The organism is Clostridium sp. OS1-26, assembly GCF_030915445.1.
Classification (GTDB): Bacteria; Bacillota; Clostridia; order Clostridiales; family Clostridiaceae; genus Clostridium_AM.
In genome coordinates, this window is record NZ_CP133264.1 from 2,414,694 (window position 1) to 2,433,106 (window position 18,413).

At 32.5% G+C, this 18,413-nt stretch carries 16 protein-coding genes and 3 tRNA genes; 16 read left to right on the forward strand and 3 right to left on the reverse strand.

Going from position 1 to position 18,413, the window contains the following annotated elements; all coding sequences use genetic code 11:
* Positions 1–168 precede the first annotated feature (168 nt).
* From RCG18_RS11775 to RCG18_RS11835, 13 genes are all read left to right on the forward strand, one after another.
* The gene (locus RCG18_RS11775) at positions 169–759 is read left to right on the forward strand and encodes an ECF transporter S component (RefSeq protein WP_308041474.1); all 591 of its coding nucleotides are present in this window, start codon (positions 169–171) and stop codon (positions 757–759) included.
* Between the two features lie 135 nt (positions 760–894).
* The gene (locus tag RCG18_RS11780) at positions 895–1,674 is read left to right on the forward strand and encodes an IclR family transcriptional regulator (RefSeq protein ID WP_308042014.1); all 780 of its coding nucleotides are present in this window, start codon (positions 895–897) and stop codon (positions 1,672–1,674) included.
* A 164-nt stretch (positions 1,675–1,838) separates the two neighbouring features.
* Positions 1,839–2,675: a 3-methyl-2-oxobutanoate hydroxymethyltransferase gene (panB, locus tag RCG18_RS11785; protein ID WP_308041475.1), complete on the forward strand. Its 837-nt coding sequence runs from the start codon at positions 1,839–1,841 to the stop codon at positions 2,673–2,675.
* Between the two features lie 79 nt (positions 2,676–2,754).
* Positions 2,755–3,666: a 2-dehydropantoate 2-reductase gene (locus tag RCG18_RS11790; RefSeq protein ID WP_308041476.1), complete on the forward strand. Its 912-nt coding sequence runs from the start codon at positions 2,755–2,757 to the stop codon at positions 3,664–3,666.
* A 67-nt stretch (positions 3,667–3,733) separates the two neighbouring features.
* Positions 3,734–5,191, forward strand: a complete 1,458-nt coding sequence (locus RCG18_RS11795; protein ID WP_308041477.1) for a sodium:solute symporter family protein — start codon at positions 3,734–3,736, stop codon at positions 5,189–5,191.
* 24 nt (positions 5,192–5,215) lie between these two features.
* A complete protein-coding gene (locus RCG18_RS11800) occupies positions 5,216–6,865 on the forward strand; it encodes an amidohydrolase (RefSeq protein WP_308041478.1) in 1,650 nt (549 codons plus the stop codon).
* A gap of 89 nt (positions 6,866–6,954) precedes the next feature.
* Positions 6,955–7,332 (forward strand): DUF5661 family protein, encoded by a 378-nt coding sequence (locus tag RCG18_RS11805; RefSeq protein ID WP_308041479.1) that lies wholly within the window; start codon positions 6,955–6,957, stop codon positions 7,330–7,332.
* Between the two features lie 242 nt (positions 7,333–7,574).
* Positions 7,575–9,206 carry an OPT/YSL family transporter gene (locus RCG18_RS11810; RefSeq protein WP_308041480.1) on the forward strand — a complete coding sequence of 544 codons (1,632 nt, stop codon included), beginning with the start codon at positions 7,575–7,577 and terminating at the stop codon, positions 9,204–9,206.
* A gap of 57 nt (positions 9,207–9,263) precedes the next feature.
* A complete protein-coding gene (locus RCG18_RS11815) occupies positions 9,264–10,226 on the forward strand; it encodes a P1 family peptidase (RefSeq protein ID WP_308041481.1) in 963 nt (320 codons plus the stop codon).
* 167 nt (positions 10,227–10,393) lie between these two features.
* On the forward strand, positions 10,394–11,575 hold the full coding sequence (rpsA, locus tag RCG18_RS11820) for a 30S ribosomal protein S1 (RefSeq protein ID WP_308041482.1): 1,182 nt from the start codon (positions 10,394–10,396) through the stop codon (positions 11,573–11,575).
* A 147-nt stretch (positions 11,576–11,722) separates the two neighbouring features.
* Positions 11,723–13,027 carry a putative DNA modification/repair radical SAM protein gene (locus RCG18_RS11825; protein WP_308041483.1) on the forward strand — a complete coding sequence of 435 codons (1,305 nt, stop codon included), beginning with the start codon at positions 11,723–11,725 and terminating at the stop codon, positions 13,025–13,027.
* A gap of 74 nt (positions 13,028–13,101) precedes the next feature.
* The gene (locus tag RCG18_RS11830; protein WP_308041484.1) at positions 13,102–13,845 is read left to right on the forward strand and encodes a TIGR03915 family putative DNA repair protein; all 744 of its coding nucleotides are present in this window, start codon (positions 13,102–13,104) and stop codon (positions 13,843–13,845) included.
* Between the two features lie 230 nt (positions 13,846–14,075).
* Positions 14,076–16,031 carry an EAL domain-containing protein gene (locus RCG18_RS11835; RefSeq protein ID WP_308041485.1) on the forward strand — a complete coding sequence of 652 codons (1,956 nt, stop codon included), beginning with the start codon at positions 14,076–14,078 and terminating at the stop codon, positions 16,029–16,031.
* 132 nt (positions 16,032–16,163) lie between these two features.
* Here RCG18_RS11835 and RCG18_RS11840 read toward each other — a convergent pair whose 3' ends face one another.
* The 3 genes from RCG18_RS11840 to RCG18_RS11850 form a co-directional block, all read right to left on the reverse strand.
* A complete protein-coding gene (locus tag RCG18_RS11840) occupies positions 16,164–16,637 on the reverse strand; it encodes a QueT transporter family protein (RefSeq protein ID WP_308041486.1) in 474 nt (157 codons plus the stop codon).
* Between the two features lie 322 nt (positions 16,638–16,959).
* The gene (locus RCG18_RS11845) at positions 16,960–17,547 is read right to left on the reverse strand and encodes a rhomboid family intramembrane serine protease (protein WP_308041487.1); all 588 of its coding nucleotides are present in this window, start codon (positions 17,545–17,547) and stop codon (positions 16,960–16,962) included.
* A gap of 52 nt (positions 17,548–17,599) precedes the next feature.
* Positions 17,600–17,770, reverse strand: a complete 171-nt coding sequence (locus tag RCG18_RS11850) for a hypothetical protein (RefSeq protein ID WP_308041488.1) — start codon at positions 17,768–17,770, stop codon at positions 17,600–17,602.
* Positions 17,771–17,945: 175 nt separating this feature from the next.
* On the opposite strand from RCG18_RS11850, the gene RCG18_RS11855 reads away from it, so the two are divergent.
* The 3 genes from RCG18_RS11855 (at position 17,946) to RCG18_RS11865 (ending at position 18,300) form a co-directional block, all read left to right on the forward strand.
* Positions 17,946–18,020 (forward strand) — tRNA-Gln (locus tag RCG18_RS11855).
* Positions 18,021–18,024: 4 nt separating this feature from the next.
* Positions 18,025–18,100 (forward strand) — tRNA-Lys (locus RCG18_RS11860).
* 116 nt (positions 18,101–18,216) lie between these two features.
* A tRNA-Leu gene (locus tag RCG18_RS11865) sits at positions 18,217–18,300 on the forward strand.
* Positions 18,301–18,413 lie beyond the last annotated feature (113 nt).

The window sequence follows — 18,413 nt, forward strand, 5'->3', positions numbered from 1 at the left end:
TGACATTCAATTTAGTATTTTTATGTAATTTAGATTAATTGTTTACATATTGAAATTTTTATTTTAAGTGATAAAATGAAAATGTCGGTATTCGTATGAAACTGAACATCTATTTTATTAAAACTATTCCGAATTATATCCAAAGTAGGAATAAGAACGGAGGAAACTATGGAAAGAGGATTAAGAACGACAGCAAGATTTAACACAAGACAAATCACTACAATTGGAATGCTATCAGCAATATCAATTGTACTAGGAGTAACTGGATTAGGGTTTATACCTATTCCACCGGTAAAGGCTACTATAATGCATATTCCTGTTATTATAGGAGCTATTTTAGAGGGGCCTGTAGTAGGGGCTATGGTTGGCTTGATATTTGGTATTTTTAGTATTGTACAAGCCATAACTACGCCAACACCAGTATCATTTGTATTTTTGAACCCTTTAGTATCAGTACTTCCTAGAGTACTTATAGCATTAACGTCTTATTATACGTATAAGGCTATAAAAACTAACTTCAAGGTACTAAACATGTCTGTTGCAGCAGCAATAGGTTCACTAACTAATACTTGTGGAGTTCTAGGAATGATTTATCTATTGTACTTAGAACCATATGCAAAAACACTGCATTTAAGTACTAGTGCTGCTCAAAAAGGTATAATTACAATTGCTGCAGCTAATGGTATTCCAGAAGCAATAATATCTACAATAATAGCAGTTTCAGTTGTAACCGCTGTTAATAAAATTAGACGTAAATAAGAAAATAACCCTATAAATTTAGCTTTAGTCTAAATTTATAGGGTTTTTATAATTAACACAATATGGAAAAATATGTATAAAACATGATATAATTAATTAAAACTTTGTGCTTTGGAGGACGCTGTAGTGGGAAGTATGGAAAATGATAATTTAAAACAGAGCTATCATATAAATTCTTTAATTAAATCTTTTGGCGTGCTAGAAATTTTATCTGAATATGATGAAATGAGTATTTTAGAATTAAGCAAGGCTTCGGGTTTAGGAAAGAGTTCGATTCACAGAATATTGGGCACCTTTAAACATATCGGATATGTGAATCAAAATGATATAAATGGAAAATATTATACAACGATAAAACTATTTGAGCTGGGAAATAAAGTGGCAAATAGAATGCCTTTAAGAAAAGTAGCACGACCTTTTTTAGAAGAGCTATTCCAGATCTGTCACGAGACTGTAAACATAGGAATATTGGACAAGCAAGAGGTTGTATATTTAGATAAAATAATTACAAAGGAGCCTCTAAGAATAGAATTAGATATAGGTAGAAGAGTACCTGCCTTTTGTAGTGCTATGGGAAAAGTTATATTAGCCTTTAACGACAGCATTTCTATATCAGAACTACAACTTAAAAAAATTACAGATACTACTATAGACACCTATGAGGAACTAGAAAATCAGTTAAAACAAATAAGAAATCAAGGCTATGCAATAGACAATGAAGAGTATATTAAAGGACTCACTTGTATATCTGTGCCGCTGAAGGTTGATGATAATATGTCTTATGTTGCGCTAAGTATAGCATCGCCAAGTGCTAGAATAACTGAAGAAAAAAAACAGGTATATATACAGCTATTACGAAATACTGCTGATAAGATAACAAATGCACTAGGAGCTTGGGGTAAACACTGCATTTAAATATAAAGCTTAAGAACTGTTGATAAATTATATATCAGCAGTTTTTTTATTTTGTATTAATTAGTAATTTTTGTATTATTAAAAGCATATTAATATACCAATGTGAAATTAATTCTGCTATACAGAATTTTATTCCATAATATGGAATTCAGGGAGGGAAGAAAATGACAAAACAAAAAGTAGCTATACCAAGCTTTAAGGATATGAAAAAAGAGGGTAAGAAGATAAGGATGGTCACAGCCTACGACTACCATACTGCGGCATTAGTAGACCAGGCAGATATTGAAATGATACTGGTTGGTGATTCATTGGCTATGGTTATGTTAGGATATGATTCTACCGTTGGGGTTACAATGGAAGATATGATTCATCATATTAAACCCGTAGTTAAAGGTGCACCTAATACTATAATAATTGGTGACATGCCTTTTGGTTCATATAATGTTAGCTGTGAACAAGCGGTTATAAATGCTACCCGTCTTATGAAAGAGGGTGGTTGTGACTGTATAAAGTTAGAAGGTGGGTTAGCTGTAACTGATAAGGTTGAAGCTATTGTTAATGCTGGCATTCCTGTTATAGGACATATAGGTCTTACCCCTCAGACTAGTTCACAGTTAGGTGGATTTAAAGTTCAAGGAAAAAATGTTGAAGATGCTAAAAGAATAGTAGAAGAAGCAAAGGCATTAGAGAAAGCTGGAGCATTTATGATAGTAATAGAATGTGTTCCATCTGCTATAGGAAAACTAATATCTGAAAACATAGACATACCAACAATTGGTATAGGCGCAGGACCAGATTGTGACGGTCAAGTGCTTGTAACTCATGACATGATGGGGATGTATGGAAAGTTTACACCTAAATTTGTAAAAAAATATGCTAATTTGAGTGAAATAATTATTAATGCATTCAATCAATATTCTAAAGAGGTACAAAGTGGAAGTTTTCCAGATGAAAAGTATAGTTTTGGAATGAAAGAAGAAGTTTTAAAGAAGTTATATTAAATAACACTTTAGCGATATAAAGCTAAATTATTGTGCTGATATATCAGCACAATAATTTAAAATCGGAGGGGTATCATTTATGAAAATAGCCATAATAGGTGCTGGTGCTATGGGAAGTTTATATGGTGGATATCTTTCAAGAGCCGGAGAAGATGTATACTTAGTAGATATTTGGCAATCGCATATAGATGAAATAAATCGTAATGGTTTGATAATAAAAGAAAGAGAAGATGAAATCGTAGTATATCCTAAAGCTTTTTCTAAGGCAGAAGAAATAGGATCTGTTGATTTGGCAATCATTTTTGTGAAATCTATATTAACAGAAAAGGCGCTAGCAAATAATAAAGTAATTTTGGGAAGCAACACTTTAGTGATGAGTTTACAAAATGGTTATGGCAATATTGAACAAATAGAAAAGTATGTTAAAAGTGAAAATATAATAGCAGGAACTACTGCACATGGGGCTACTATGCTTGGACCTGGCAATATCAAGCATGCAGGAAATGGAGTTACACATATAGGATGGTTGAAGAATAATAAAAATAATAGCATAGAGCAAATTGCTGCAGCTTTAAAAAGAGCTGGTTTTGATACTAATATTTCAGATAATGTAATGGAGCTTATATGGTCAAAGCTTATAGTTAATGTAGGAATTAACGCCCTCACTGCCATACTAGAAATAGAGAATGGAAGGTTATTAGATATTGGTGAAACCAAATATCTTATGAAATTAGCTATAGAAGAAGCAATAGATGTGGCGGAAGCTTTAGGAATTAAATTTAATAAAGAAGAAACTATAGAGAAAGTTATGCAAGTTGCTTATAATACATCAGGAAATAAATCCTCAATGCTTCAAGATATTTTAAATAAAAGAAAGACTGAAATAGAAACGATAAATGGTGCAATTGTTAGGGAGGGGATGAAACATTTTGTAAAAACTCCAGTAAATACTGTGCTACTTAACCTTATAAAAGCAAAAGAAGTTATTTAAATTATGAAAGTTTAAGGACGGATTAGTATATTAAAAAAATTTAAAGATTATAGAAAGGAGTTTTTGTATGAACGGATATATTGTAGCAATTGCATTATACTGTATAGCATTGATACTAATAAGTGTAGCTGTTTCTAAACATGTAAAGGGTGGAAATGATTTTATAGTAGCTGGAAGAAAGCTTAATTCTGGACTATTATTTGCTACATTAATAGGAGGAAATATTGGAGCAGGATCTACAGTTGGTATTACTGGGTTGGCATATACGTCGGGTATATCGGCAGTTTGGTGGATGATAATGTCTGCTTTAGGGAGTATGGTTCTTGCATTTATAGTAGGCCCTAAAATTTGGGAATTATCTACGAAATATAATTTGCTTACAGCTGGAGATTTTTTAGACAGAAGATATTCAAAAAAATTTAAAGGTGTTTTCTCTACTATGATGGCAATAGGAACTCTAGCTTTATTTGCTGGTCAACTTATGGGAGTTGCGTGGATATTAAATGTCACTGCTGGTGTACCTAAGATCACTGGAATAATTATTGGTGCTCTAGTTGTTACCGTATACTTTGCATTTGGAGGGCTAGTATCAGCTGCATATGTAGGGATATTGAAATTAGTAGTAGTTTTAACAGGATTCATAATCGCTGTACCTTTTGCACTAATTCATGTTGGAGGATTAGGCGGATTACACACATTGGTGGCAGCAAACTTAGGAAATGTTGCTAAAACAAATAGTTATTTTAGCTTCTTTGGATTAGGTGCAACTGTTATAATAGGGTACTTTTTTATGTTAACTCCTTCATTTTTTATATCACCTGGCTTAATTGGAATAGTATTTGGATCTAAAGACACAGCAACTGTAAGAAAGGGTACAACATATAATGCAATAGTTCAATTCATTTTTGCTTTCATTCCTGCAATACTTGGTATGTGTACCTTTGCATTGTTTCCACATTTAACTGTTCAGGATTTGGCATTACCTACAGCGATGAAAGAATTACTGCCTTTCTGGGTATCGGCAATAGCTTTGGCAGCGGTTTTTGCCGCTGAAATAAGTACGGCGGATACAGTTTTATATATGCTAACTACATCTTTTACGAATGACATATATAAGACCTTTATAAAACCTGAGACTACCGATACTGAATTATTAAGAATGAGTAGATATGTTACTTTTGTCTCTGGGATTCTTGGAGTTGGGATGGCATTACTACTTCCTAATATTATAACAGCACTTTCAATTTTCTATACATTAATGTCTGTATCTCTTACTGCACCGTTACTTTTCGGTATATTTTCAAATCGTCCTACAGTGGCAGCAGCTTCGGTTTCAGCGATATCAGGTGTAGCACTTACAATAATATTGACATTTGGATATAAGGTAAAGCTTTTTGGAATTCTAAATGCCCAAAGTACCGGAATTCTCTTATCAATAGTAATTATGATTATAATAATGTATGTATTACCAGCAAAAGCATTTAAGGATGGCAAAAAAGAAATAGAGATGAATGTATCAAAATAAAAATATTTACTGGGAGGTTTAATAATGATTTTTGATTATTCGTATGCTGATTATGCTTTTAAGAATGGAAGAGTAATAACAGTGAACGAAAGAGACGAAATTGTTGAAGCAGTGGCTGTAAAAGGCAATAAAATAGTATATGTAGGAGATAACGCAGGATTAGAAAAAATTATTGACAGTACTACTGGGGTTATTGATCTCAAAGGACGTGCTTTGACTCCTGGATTTATTGATACACATTATCATCCTATTTTAAACGGATTCTTTGGAAATACAGAAGATGCTGCAATTATAAATACGGGATATCCTAATTGTAAATCCATTAAGGATATTGTTGAGTTAATTAAAAAAGCTGCTGCAAAGAGAAAGCCTGGCGAATGGATTTCTATGATGGGCTATGATCAAAATAGAGTTGAAGAAAAGCGACACATAACAATAGAGGAAATGGATGAAGCCGCTCCAAATAACCCAGTGCAGTGCATGAGAATGTGCGGGCATATTTGTATGTATAACACACTTGCTCTTACTCAAGCTGGAATATATACTTTCGAGGATGCAAAAAAATTTGCACAGGACGAGGTTGTGGTTGAAAATGGTAAACTAACTGGTATGGTTAAAGATCATTCACATTTTTATATTTGGAGTAAGGTAGTGTACACTGATGAACAACAAAGGGCCGCTGCAATGAAATCAAACGATTTGCTCCTTAGAAATGGAATAACTTCCGTGCATGATGCAGGGGAATGTGATAAGCCTTCTTATCATATTATGCAGAGCCTTTGTAGATCCAGAGAATTTAGGATTAGAGAGTATATGATGCTTCACAGTATCTTTGGAAAGCCTGTTTCTCTTGAGGACAACGAACACTTCCTTTCACTAGGGCTTCAAAGTGGACTAGGAGACGAACATTTTAAAATTGGTACTTGTAAATTCATGATAGATGGAGGAACAAGCGGACCTTCCTGTGCAACAAGAGAACCTTACTGTCATGATCCTGATATGCCTGGTATTCTTGGGTGGGAAAGAGAAGAAGTGGCTGAATATATAAAAAGTATAAATGACGCTGGGTGTCAGGCATCGGCACATGCCGTTGGTGATTTGGCTATCGAATTTATGTTGGAAGGTTATGAAAAAGCATTTGAAACAAATCCGAGGACTGAAGCTAGACATAGAATTGAACACTGTGCTATTGTAGACCAGGACCTTATCAATAGAATGGCTAAGTTAAACATTTGTCCTAGCACAAACCCTGGAATGATAGCTTGGAATGGGAGAAATTATACTAGGTTCTACGGTAATAGAATAAAATATTTTATAGCATTAAGAAGTATGATTGATATAGGTGTTATGGTTTCAATCGGAAGCGATGCACCGTCAGGCCCTGTAGAATCAATGTCTATATTAGATGCATGTGTAAATAGAACTGACAGAGTAACAAATGAGCCAGTGGACCAGACTCAGAAGATTACTATGATGGAAGCAATTAGACTTTATACTTACAATGGAGCTTATTCCAGCTATGAAGAAAAGATTAAGGGTAGTATTGAAGTTGGCAAATTAGCCGATATGGTTGTTCTTTCTGAGGATATTCTATCATACCCTCAGGATAAGATACTTGATATTAAAGTTGATATGACTATGATTGACGGAAAAATTGAGTATGAAAGAAAATAGATTTTAATTATAACAAGTGAATTAAATGGCAAATTAATACTTAATGCATAGAATAACATTATAATTAAAATTTTACATGGAGGATTTATATGTGCCAATGTCCTTACTTTAATATGTTAAGAAATTCTATGTACTATATTCCTTATATGCTAGTGCCATTTATGAGAGGTTATGAAGATAGTTTAAGAGAACTTTCGTATAAGAAAAGCTTTACTACTGAAGAAGCTTTATGGATTGCTAAACATCTTAATATAAAGTTTGATAAATTTGACCTAGAGCAGTTTAGAATTGGATTGAATGTTGAATTAGAACATGGAAGGATAAATCCATTTACTAATATTACTAATGACGACTTCATTTTGACTGGTAAAATTACACTTGCTCATTTGAATGAATTCCCTGACTATTATAAAAGGCTCACAAAGATGGAAGAGGAAGCAGAAAAGTATTGGGGATATGAAGATTAAAGAATTTAATCATATAACAGTTAGAAACCTCGTAAATGTTTGTGGGGTTTTTTATTTATCTAATTTAGAAGCAACTTATTGTATTTATTAGGCAAAAGGTAATATTTGAAATGCTCAAATCATATAAATATATATGCATAAATATATTCTGCTATAGTAAATTAGGTTCTACCATACAGAATGATTCAGGAGGTGTGCATAGGTATAGAAATTACTTTATCAATTCTTATGGAGGGAGTAATGTGAAAGAAAGTAAAGGCCAAAATATAGGATATGCACAGAGTTATAAAGAGCAGCTTACAGTAAGAAGTTTAATAATTGGAGCACTAGGAGCATTTATAATCACATTGAGTTCAATGTATGTAGCATTGAGAATGGGAGCACTTCCTTGGCCTACTATTTTTGTTGCAATTTTATCTATGGCAGTTTTAAAAGGGTTAGGTAAGACAAATTTAAATGAAATAAATGTAGCAGCAACAGCTATGTCAGCAGGTGGGCTTGTTGCAGGTGGCTTAGCTTTTACAATTCCAGGTATATGGATGATAAATAAAAATGCAGCTGTGAGCGTTGTGTCTCTATTAATGGTAACCTTGTCTGGAACAATATTAGCATTGATATTTACACTTCTCATAAGAAAATATTTTATAGAAAAGGAACAACTTCCTTTTCCAATGGGAATAGCTGCTTCACAAACTCTAATTGCAGGAGATGAGGGCGGAAACAAAGCTAAAACCTTGTTTATAACCTTAGGGATCACTGCAATATTTACAGCTATAAGGGATTATTTTGGTAAAATTCCAGCAGCTATAACATCAACTTCTCTTGCAGCTAAGAATATATTTTTCGGAGTATGGGTGTCGCCAATGGCAGTGGGTATAGGATATATAATTGGTCCATTGTACATGGGAACATGGTTTTTAGGTGCAATATTAAGCTATTTTGTTATAATCCCAGTAGGTGTTGCCCAGGGAATATTCAAAGATGTAGCCGCTGCTACTGCGTTTAAAGATAGCTTAGGAATAGGCTTTATTGTAGGCGCAGGTATAGGCGTTCTATTAAAAGGAATTCTTCCTAAAGCTAAAGAAATATTTGGACCAATGCTTAAAGGGAAGGCTGGCGATAATAACATAAATTTAAAATGGGCTCCTATAGCTTTCGCTGTAATAGCATTTATGTTGACCGTATTTACTGAAATGAAGCTTGTTCCAAGTATTATAACTATATTTGGTGTATGGATTACTACATCGATGGCTGCAACGATAACAGGCCAGACTGGCATCAATCCTATGGAGATATTTGGAATACTAGTATTACTGTTGGTAAAAGCTATAGTAAATGTTGGACCTATTGAAGCATTTTTAGTAGCTGGTGTTATAGCAGTAGCTTGTGGTCTTGCGGGAGATGCTCTTCAGGACTATAAAGCTGGATATATCTTAAAAACTGATCCAAAGGCACAATTAATTGCTCAGACAGTAGGAGGTTTGGTTGGTGCTGTGGTGTCGGTTGCTGTTCTATTTGTTATGCATAGAGCTTATGGAAATATGGGACCAGGAACGGAATTAGTAGCACCTCAGGCTTATGCAGTTTCTACTATGGTTTCTGGATTACCAAACTTTAATGCGTTTATTGCAGGCCTTATTATAGGGACAATACTATTTATGTTAGGAGTTCCTGTAATGACTGTTGGGATAGGAATATATTTACCTATGTTTATATCAACAGCTGCCTTCATAGGAGGATTGTTAAAGTTTATAGTACAGAAAATAAAACCGGAGGCAGATGACAATGGACTTCTTATATCATCGGGTCTTCTTGGAGGAGAAGGAATTACAGGGGTAATTATAGCATTAATTAAAGTATTTACTTTAGGATAGCACTAAGCGTAAAATATTAATTAACAGAGTTCGTGTTATTTACAATAGGAGGTAAAAATGCAAGAAATATTATTCAATCAAATAGACGGAATAAAGATTGGTAACGCACAAAACTTAAATGGTCCTACTGGGTGTACTGTAGTAATATGTGAAGAAGGAGCTTCTGCTGGTGTAGATGTAAGAGGAGGATCACCGGGTACTCGAGAAACAGATTTACTTGATCCAGTAAATTTAGTAGATAAAATTCACGCTGTAGTTCTATCTGGAGGTAGTGCATTTGGTTTGGATGCTGCCGGTGGTGTAATGCAGTACTTAGAAGAAAGAAATATAGGGTTTGATGTTACTGTTACAAAGGTTCCTATAGTGTGTTCAGCAGTGCTCTTTGATTTAGTTATAGGAGATTATAAAATAAGGCCAGACAAAAATATGGGATATGAAGCATGTGTAAATGCAGAGTTAAATCAGTGCAAGGAAGGGAATATAGGGGCTGGAACAGGAGCAACGGTAGGCAAGATACTTGGTCCTGAGTATTCGATGAAAGGTGGACTTGGATGCTATGCCCTTCAGGTTGGAGATCTTAAAGTAGGTGCAGTTATTGCAGTTAATTGTCTTGGAGATGTAATTGATCCAGCTACAGGAAAAATTATTGCAGGAGTTTTAGATAAGGATAAAAAGAATTTTGCAAGCACAGAAAAGATAATGATAGATAATTACAGCGAAAAGAAAAATTTATTTAGCGGAAACACTACTATAGGAGTAGTTGTAACAAATGCGAAATTTTCAAAGTCAGAAATGAACAAAATAGCATCTATGGCACACAATGGATATGGAAGATCTATGAGGCCCGCTCATTCTATATTTGATGGAGACACTATTTTCACCATGGCGACTGGAAAAACAGATGCAGATATAAATGTTGTGGGACTTCTAGCTGCAAATGTTGTTGAGCAGGCTGTAGTAAGAGCAGTTAAAAACGCTGAAGGTATTTTAGGATATAAAGCTTATCAAAATATGATTTAAGTAATAATGAAAATCAGACTTATGCAGGGAAAAGTGAGCTATTGTGTGATGAATGAAATTATCATACAATAGCTTTTCTTTATTATCCAAAAGTTATTATTTATGGTAGAATAAAAATAAATGAACAGCAAATCTTATATATATGAATGTGTAAGGAGATGAGTTATATGTCAGTTAATAATAATGAAATAAACTCAATGAATGAGATTATAAGTGACATTGAGTCTTCAATGAAAAAAGTGAGAAGTGGAGAGGTTATAAAAGGAAAGGTTATTTCAGTAACAGATAATGAAGCTATAATAAATTTAGGCTATATGTCAGATGGGATATTGCCTAGAAGCGAAATAAGCGAAGATTCAGAAATAAGCCCTAAAGACGTCTTAAAGGAAAATGATGAAATTTATGTTTATGTATCAAATATGAACGATGGAGAGGGAAATATCCTTTTATCGAAAAAAGTAGCAGATAAAATAAAGGTATGGGATGAACTTGAAGATTCTCTTAAAAATAATAACACTTTTGAAGTGACTGCTAAAGAAGTTGTTAAAGGTGGAGTTGTTACATATATAAAGGGGATTAGAGCCTTTATACCTGCTTCACAACTTTCAGTATCATATGTAAAGGATTTAAATGAGTTTATAGGAAAAACATTAAAAGTAAAAGTAATTGAGCTCGATAGAGTTAAAGAAAGAATAGTTTTATCAAGAAGAGAAGTAGAAAGTGCTGAGTTAGAAGTTAAAAAGAAAGGTTTGTGGAGTGAAATTAAACCTGGAGAAAAAAGAAATGGTGTAATAAGTAGGTTAACTAAATTTGGAGCATTTGTTGACTTAGGTGGAGTAGATGGATTAATTCATCTTTCTGAACTATCATGGAAAAGAGTTAAAAATCCTTCTGAGGTAGTTTCAATCGGAGACAAAGTTGAAGTTTATGTTTTAGATGTAGATAAAGAAAATAATAGAATTTCCTTAGCATTAAAAGATGTAAGCGAAGATCCTTGGAATAATGTTCAGGATAAATATAAAGTTGGAAGTGTGGTAGATGGAACTGTATCTAAATTTTTAAACTTTGGTGCTTTTGTAGAGATAGAACCAGGAGTAGAAGGACTAGTGCACATTTCAGAAATATCTGAGGAACGTATCTTAAAGCCTTCAGACGTATTAAATATAGGAAATAAGGTTAGAGTGAAAATATTAGACATTGATCCAAAGGCAAAAAGAATGAGTTTAAGTATTAAGGATTCAGCTGAAAAGCCAAAAGAGGATTTTGAAAAATATGTTGATACACAAGAATCTGGAGTAAGCTTGGGAGAATTATTTGGAGATAAATTCAAAGATTTAAAATTTGACTAGTATATACAAGGTTATTACTATAATGGGTTACTTATAAGGAAGGGTTTTTAATGCCCCTCTGTATAAGTAACCTTTTTATTTGGAATAATATTTACATAAGAACATATGTTTGGTATAATTATGCTTATATGGTATGGAGGCGTGTATATGGATATATTGAAAAAGTTAAGAATACTATCATCAGCTGCTAAATATGATGTATCCTGTTCTTCAAGTGGAAGTAACAGAAAGAATACTAAAGGTGGATTGGGGAATGGGTATGAAAGTGGTATATGCCATAGTTTTACAGCAGATGGAAGGTGTATTTCTCTTTTAAAAATCTTATTAACAAATCAGTGTAGTTTTGACTGTGTCTATTGTGTCAACAGAGTATCTAATGATATAGAAAGAGCTTTCTTTACTCCAAAGGAAATAGCAGACTTAACCTTAAATTTTTATAGGAGAAATTACATAGAAGGATTATTTCTAAGCTCTGCAGTTTTTAAAAACGCCAACTATACAATGGAGTTGCTTACAGAGGTAGCAGATATTCTTAGAAATGAATATAGATTTAATGGATATATTCATTTAAAAGCTATACCAGGTGCTGATGAAGCTCTAATAAAAAAGGCTGGTATGTTAGCAGATAGAATGAGTGTAAATATTGAACTTCCTTCGAATAACAGTTTGAAGCTTTTAGCACCACAAAAAAATAAGGAAAAAATACTTAAACCTATGTCTTTTATAGGAAGGGAAATTTCTATCTTACAAGAAGAGAGAAAGATCTATAAAAAAGCACCTAAGTTTATTCCAGCGGGGCAAAGCAGTCAATTAATAGTTGGAGCAACACCAGAGAGTGACTTGCAAATTATGAGATTATCCGAAAACTTATATAATCATTACAATCTTAAGAGAGTTTATTATTCAGCTTATGTTCCAGTTGTGAAAAGTGCAAAATTACCTGATATAAAGAATCCTCCATTAATAAGAGAACACAGGCTATATCAAGCAGATTGGCTTTTAAGATTTTATGGTTTTTCAGCAAAAGAGCTTTTAGATGATACTAATCCTAATTTTGATATAAAACTAGATCCAAAAACCGATTGGGCACTTAGACACTTAGAGAACTTTCCTATAGAAATAAATTTAGCACACTATAATACACTGCTTCGAGTGCCTGGTATAGGGGTAAGATCAGCTATGAGGATAATAAAGATAAGAAAAGTACAATTTTTAAGTTTTGAAGATTTAAGAAAACTAGGTGTAGTTTTAAAAAGAGCGAAATATTTTATAACCTGCAAAGGAAAGTACTATGGAGAGACTTCTTTTAAAGAAGAGACAATACGAGAAAAAATTGAAGATAAAATAATAAGTAAAGAAAAGCTTAATTACAAACAGTTATCATTTTTTTCAGAAACTCCAGCCTTATATAAACCACAAGATGCTTTAACTAGTTTTACCGGAGAAATTTAATATATGTGGTTGTTGACTTTGCGATGAATCTTTTACTCACTTGAACTATCTAATAATGAACAAGGAGGGCTTCAATGATTTGTTATATATATGATGGAAGCTTTGATGGCTTACTTACGGCAGTTTATGAATCCTATTATATGCAGGAAAAGCCTGAACAGATTTTAAGGAAAGAGCATTTTTTACCAGACTTTTTTATAGAGCCAATATACATTAATACAAATAAAGAAAAAGCATATAAGGTATATAACGCTATAAAAGATAAGCTTTCTCATGAAGTGTTAAAATATGTTTTTTATGTTTTTTTATCTGAATTAAAAGAGTCTAGCACTCTAATTTATAGGTATTTAAAACTAGCATTTAAAATAGGAAAAGATATAAATTTGCATATGCATAACAATATAGTTTTATCTGTACATAAAATAAGCAATAAGGTTACAAATGAAGCTCATAGAATGTTAGGTTTTATAAGGTTTAAGTTCCTAGCTAGTAATGTATATTACGCAGCTATGGAGCCTGATCATAATATACTTCAGTTAATTATGCCTCATTTTTCTAAAAGATTTTCTTCTCAGAATTTTATTATTCATGATAAGAAGAGGGAAATAGCTGCCTTATATAATAAGGAAAAATGGGTAATAGTCGATATGTTAAAAGCTGATGGTGAAAATTTATTTTTAAATAGCAATGATGTAGTCTATGAGAAATTGTGGAAACAGTATTTTAATTCAGTTACAATAGAAAACAGAAAAAATAGAAAACTTCAAAAAAGTTATATGCCAGAAAGGTACTGGAAATTCTTAACTGAGATGCTTTAAGGTAATAATTATATGTACTATAATATATATAATTATTACCTTTAAATTTTGACAAAAAATAACCTGATTTTAATATGCAAACATAATATAGTATGGTAAAATATACATAAATGCATATTTATATTAAATTATTTTGAATTTTTTGGAGTAAAATACATTTGATTCAAAAAATTTATTATAAAATTTAAAATTTTAGAGTATAATTAATAAATCAGGAGTTTTTACACAAAATGGAACAAATAAAGGCTGGTGTTTATGTGGAATACAAATTTTCTGAGCTTGTGGATATAAATCATTTAAATAGCTTAATTGAAAGTTTTCGCTCAATAACCGGAATCGGATATACCATAAAAGAAATTAAAAATGATGATTTTACAAGTATTACTAGCAGCAAAATATGCTGCGATTTTTATAGGGTAAATGAAATAACAAAGATGAGATGCAGGGAATCTCAAGATGCTATAATTAAGGAACTTAATGAGGGAAAAGACTATGTAATCCATAAATGTAAGAATGGGTTAGTGCAAATAGTAGTTCCAATAATAATTAATGAAGTTCCTGTTGCCATTATTTCTACAAGTCAGATGTTTTTTGAAGAGCCTAATATGGAATATTTTAAAAATGAAGCATTGGAATTAGGTTTTAATGAAGAGGAATATCTAAAGACAATCAAGGAGATTCCAGTAGTTTCAAAAAAAGAAATCAAACCAATTACAGACTTTATTTTGAAAATTAGTAAGTTGCTAGAAGAAATGGGATGCAGGCACTTAAATGAATTAGAAGCAAACAAGAAATTAAGCGAAAGTTATTTAGAGCTTTCAGGAGTTTATCAGCAACTGAGAGCAGCGGAGCAACAGCTTAGAAACCAATATGATGAATTAGAAAAAATGGCATATTATGATCCACTAACCGGTTTGCCAAATTGGAATTATATACAGAAAGAAATAATTCAATATTCCGACGAAAATGACTCGTCAAAACTAGCTATTATGTATATAGACTTAGATAACTTTAGAAATATAAATAATGGTTTTGGTCATCATTATGGTGATAAATTATTGCAGGAAATAGGAAGGTCGCTGCAGATGCTTCTAAAAAAGAACTGCATAGTTTCAAGGGCTAGTGGAGATGAGTTTTTGATTGTTCAATATGGTGTGGAAAATAGAAAAGAAGTTTTGAAAACAGTCAGTAAAATGTCCGAATTGCTTAATAGCACATGGCAATTAGATGAAAAAGAGTTTTTTGTATCGGCTAGTATAGGAATAGCAGTTTTTCCAGAGGATGGACAAGACTTTGATAAGATTTTAAGAAGTGCAGAGATAGCAGTTAATAAGGCTAAAGAGCTTGGTAAAAATTCTTATATGTTTTTTGAAAAGTCGCTGTATGATGAAATATCAAGAAAAACAGAGATGGAGAAAGAACTGAGAACTGCTATAAAAAATGACGAGCTTACTTTGCATTACCAGCCTCAAGTAGATATCAAAACGGGAAAGATAGTAAGTTTAGAAGCACTGTTAAGGTGGAATAGCAAAAAGTTTGGATGGGTATCTCCTTATGAGTTTATTAAGCTAGCTGAAGAAACAGGATTGATTATTCCAATAGGACAATGGGTATTAAAAACAGCATGCTTACAAAATAAGAATTGGAAAAGTAAAGGGTACGATTATGAATTTATCTCAGTAAATGTTTCGGTTACACAGATACAAAATAGAAATTTTCTTGACAATGTAAAAGAAATTCTAAGTGAAACAGGAACTAGACCAGAATATTTAGAGCTGGAAATAACAGAAAGCGTAATGATGGAAACTATTGAATCTAATTTGAGAATACTTAATGAATTGAGAAGCATGGGAATAAGAATTGCTCTTGATGATTTTGGAACAGGATATTCTTCCTTAAATTATCTAAAGAGTTTGCCTATTAATACATTAAAGCTTGATAAAAGCTTTATAGATGGTTTATGCAAAAATTCTTATGAAGAACTTATCACATATGAGATAATAAAGCTTGCTCACAGAATGGATTTAGATGTTACCGCGGAAGGTGTAGAGTTTGAAGATCAATTAAAATCTCTTATGGAGAAAGAATGTAATAGAATTCAAGGATATTATTTTAGCAAGCCTTTTCCGCCAATAGAAATAGAATCAGTATTAGAGAGAGGTTCTTTTAATATTGATAGAATGTAATAAAATACTATAAACAGGCTTCTTAAGGCTTCTTAGTGTCTTTAGCACTTAGAAGGCGTTATCCAGAGTCGTAGACATCGGATAAAGATATAGGTGAAGGAAAATAGTGTCCTTCATCTATATTTTTTATAATTAGTTATATTTCAAAATCTTTATAATATCTTCCCTTTTCAAAAGAAGCTTGAATAAAGGGTAGCCTATACAGGTTACAACTACAAACTCTCCTAAAGCCACATATAGTGTAGACAACCAAAATGGTTGGTTTAGGACAAAAAATAGTTCAGCTCCTACAATTAAACCATTCATAATGGTTGGCCAAAGTGTAGATATAAGTAAATTCTTAGTTTTACTAATCATATATACGCTTACAAGTGTCGCACTTGTACCTATTATTACATCAACTATACCTAATGGACTATAAAGGTTCGATATAGCACATCCTAATCCAAGACCAACGATATAAACTGGATCTATAAATGCAAGTAGAGTCATAACTTCAGACAATCTAAATTGAATAGCCCCATAGCTTAAAGGAGCAATTGCTAATGTTGCAACAGTGTAAACAGCGGCAGTTATAGCTATTTTAACAAGTTTTTTTACTTTCACTACAGTTTCCTCCTTTCAGTCGGAACACGGGGTAATTAATCCCATTCGCTCCGCTCATAAATTACCCGTTAAAGTCCATTTAGGACTTTAACCTCCTATTTTCAAAATTAAGCCTCATACCAAGTGGTATGAGGCAATGCTCAATTCTATAGTATATCACAACTATATAGCATAAATAAAGTGAAACTTAAATCAGATGGGGGGTAACCTCATCTAATTCTTAGTTGAACGAATCCAGGGATGTAGCCGCTCTTTACTCCTAATTAAAAAAATGGGAGTATTAGAGCGGATAGTCATCGGATAAGTAATTTTAGATTTATTTTTATTTAGAATTACAAGATTCAGCAGGTCTTCTCCTTCGATTTTTTAGATATCCAAAGGCACCTCCACACAAACCGCCTATTATATGAGCGGAATGAGAAATATTATCTACAGCAAAAATAGCATCTAATACTTCTCTACCTAGGAAAAAAATTGTTACTAAAATAAGTGTTAATGGAATTTTGTCGGATTCAGTGTTAGCAAAAGAGCTTAATAATATTAACATAAAAACAATTCCACTAGCACCAAGGAGGGCAGTTGGAAAGAATAAAGTATTAATAATTCCGGTTATAAGCGCCGTGAAAACCATCATTTCTATTAAGTTGTTAGAGCCGTATTTTTCCTCAACCATAGGACCAACAAGAAGTACAATTAAAAAGTTTCCAGAAAAGTGACTCCAATTGGCATGACCAAATACATAGCTGAATAAACGTATATATTGCAGTGGATCAGTTATAGAAGTTTTATAGTTTGTGAAGAGATATCTCGTTGAAGCTCCAGCTGTAGCTTTGCCTAAAAGGTATGCTACAAAAGCTAAGAATGTAAATGTTAGTATTACAGGAGAATTATATTGAATTTTTTTAAACATATGAATCACCTTCTTTTGTTTATAAAATTTATTATCCTTAATATAAGTTATATTATCCAAATTTCTTTATTTTAAAATATGTGGTTAAAGGTTTTCTTAATCTTATAAGTTGAAAAGCTACATCTATGGTTGGAAATCCTATAAGTTGAAAGAAACTAATAATATCACTGTATAATTTTATAAGTTCATTTGATGAAGTGGAAGTCTTTATTGAGAAAAACATGTCGTTCTCCAATAAAATTGTTCATATAATCAATATATGAATAAAAGTAGAAAAAGTGCTTAAGCTAAGAGTAAATATATGTTTATAAAAAAAATGAAAAAAATTATCAAAAGTTGTTGACAATATTACCATAACGTATTATAATCTATAAATGTGTGGTAAACAAATTAAACATTGGGATATCGCCAAGCGGTAAGGCACCAGACTTTGACTCTGGTATTCGTAGGTTCGAATCCTGCTATCCCAGCCATTTTGGTTTACTAGCTCAGTCGGTAGAGCACATGACTTTTAATCATGGTGTCCGGGGTTCGATTCCCCGGTAAGCCACCAATAAGTAGACATGCAAAATCCTAAGCAGGCATCCAAAATCTATGATTTTGAGATGATCGCTTACACAGCGTGCTGATTTTGTAATAGTCACTTAATTAACTACATTTAAATAATTTGCAGGTGTGGCGGAATTGGCAGACGCACTAGACTTAGGATCTAGCGCCAACGGCGTGGGGGTTCGACTCCCTTCACCTGCACCACTAAAAAAACATGATTGATATTCCAGTCATGTTTTTTTAGTATTTCTGAAAATAGCTAATATAATGAAAATAATAATATATTTTGTTGCATGAATAAGTATCATTTTATTATA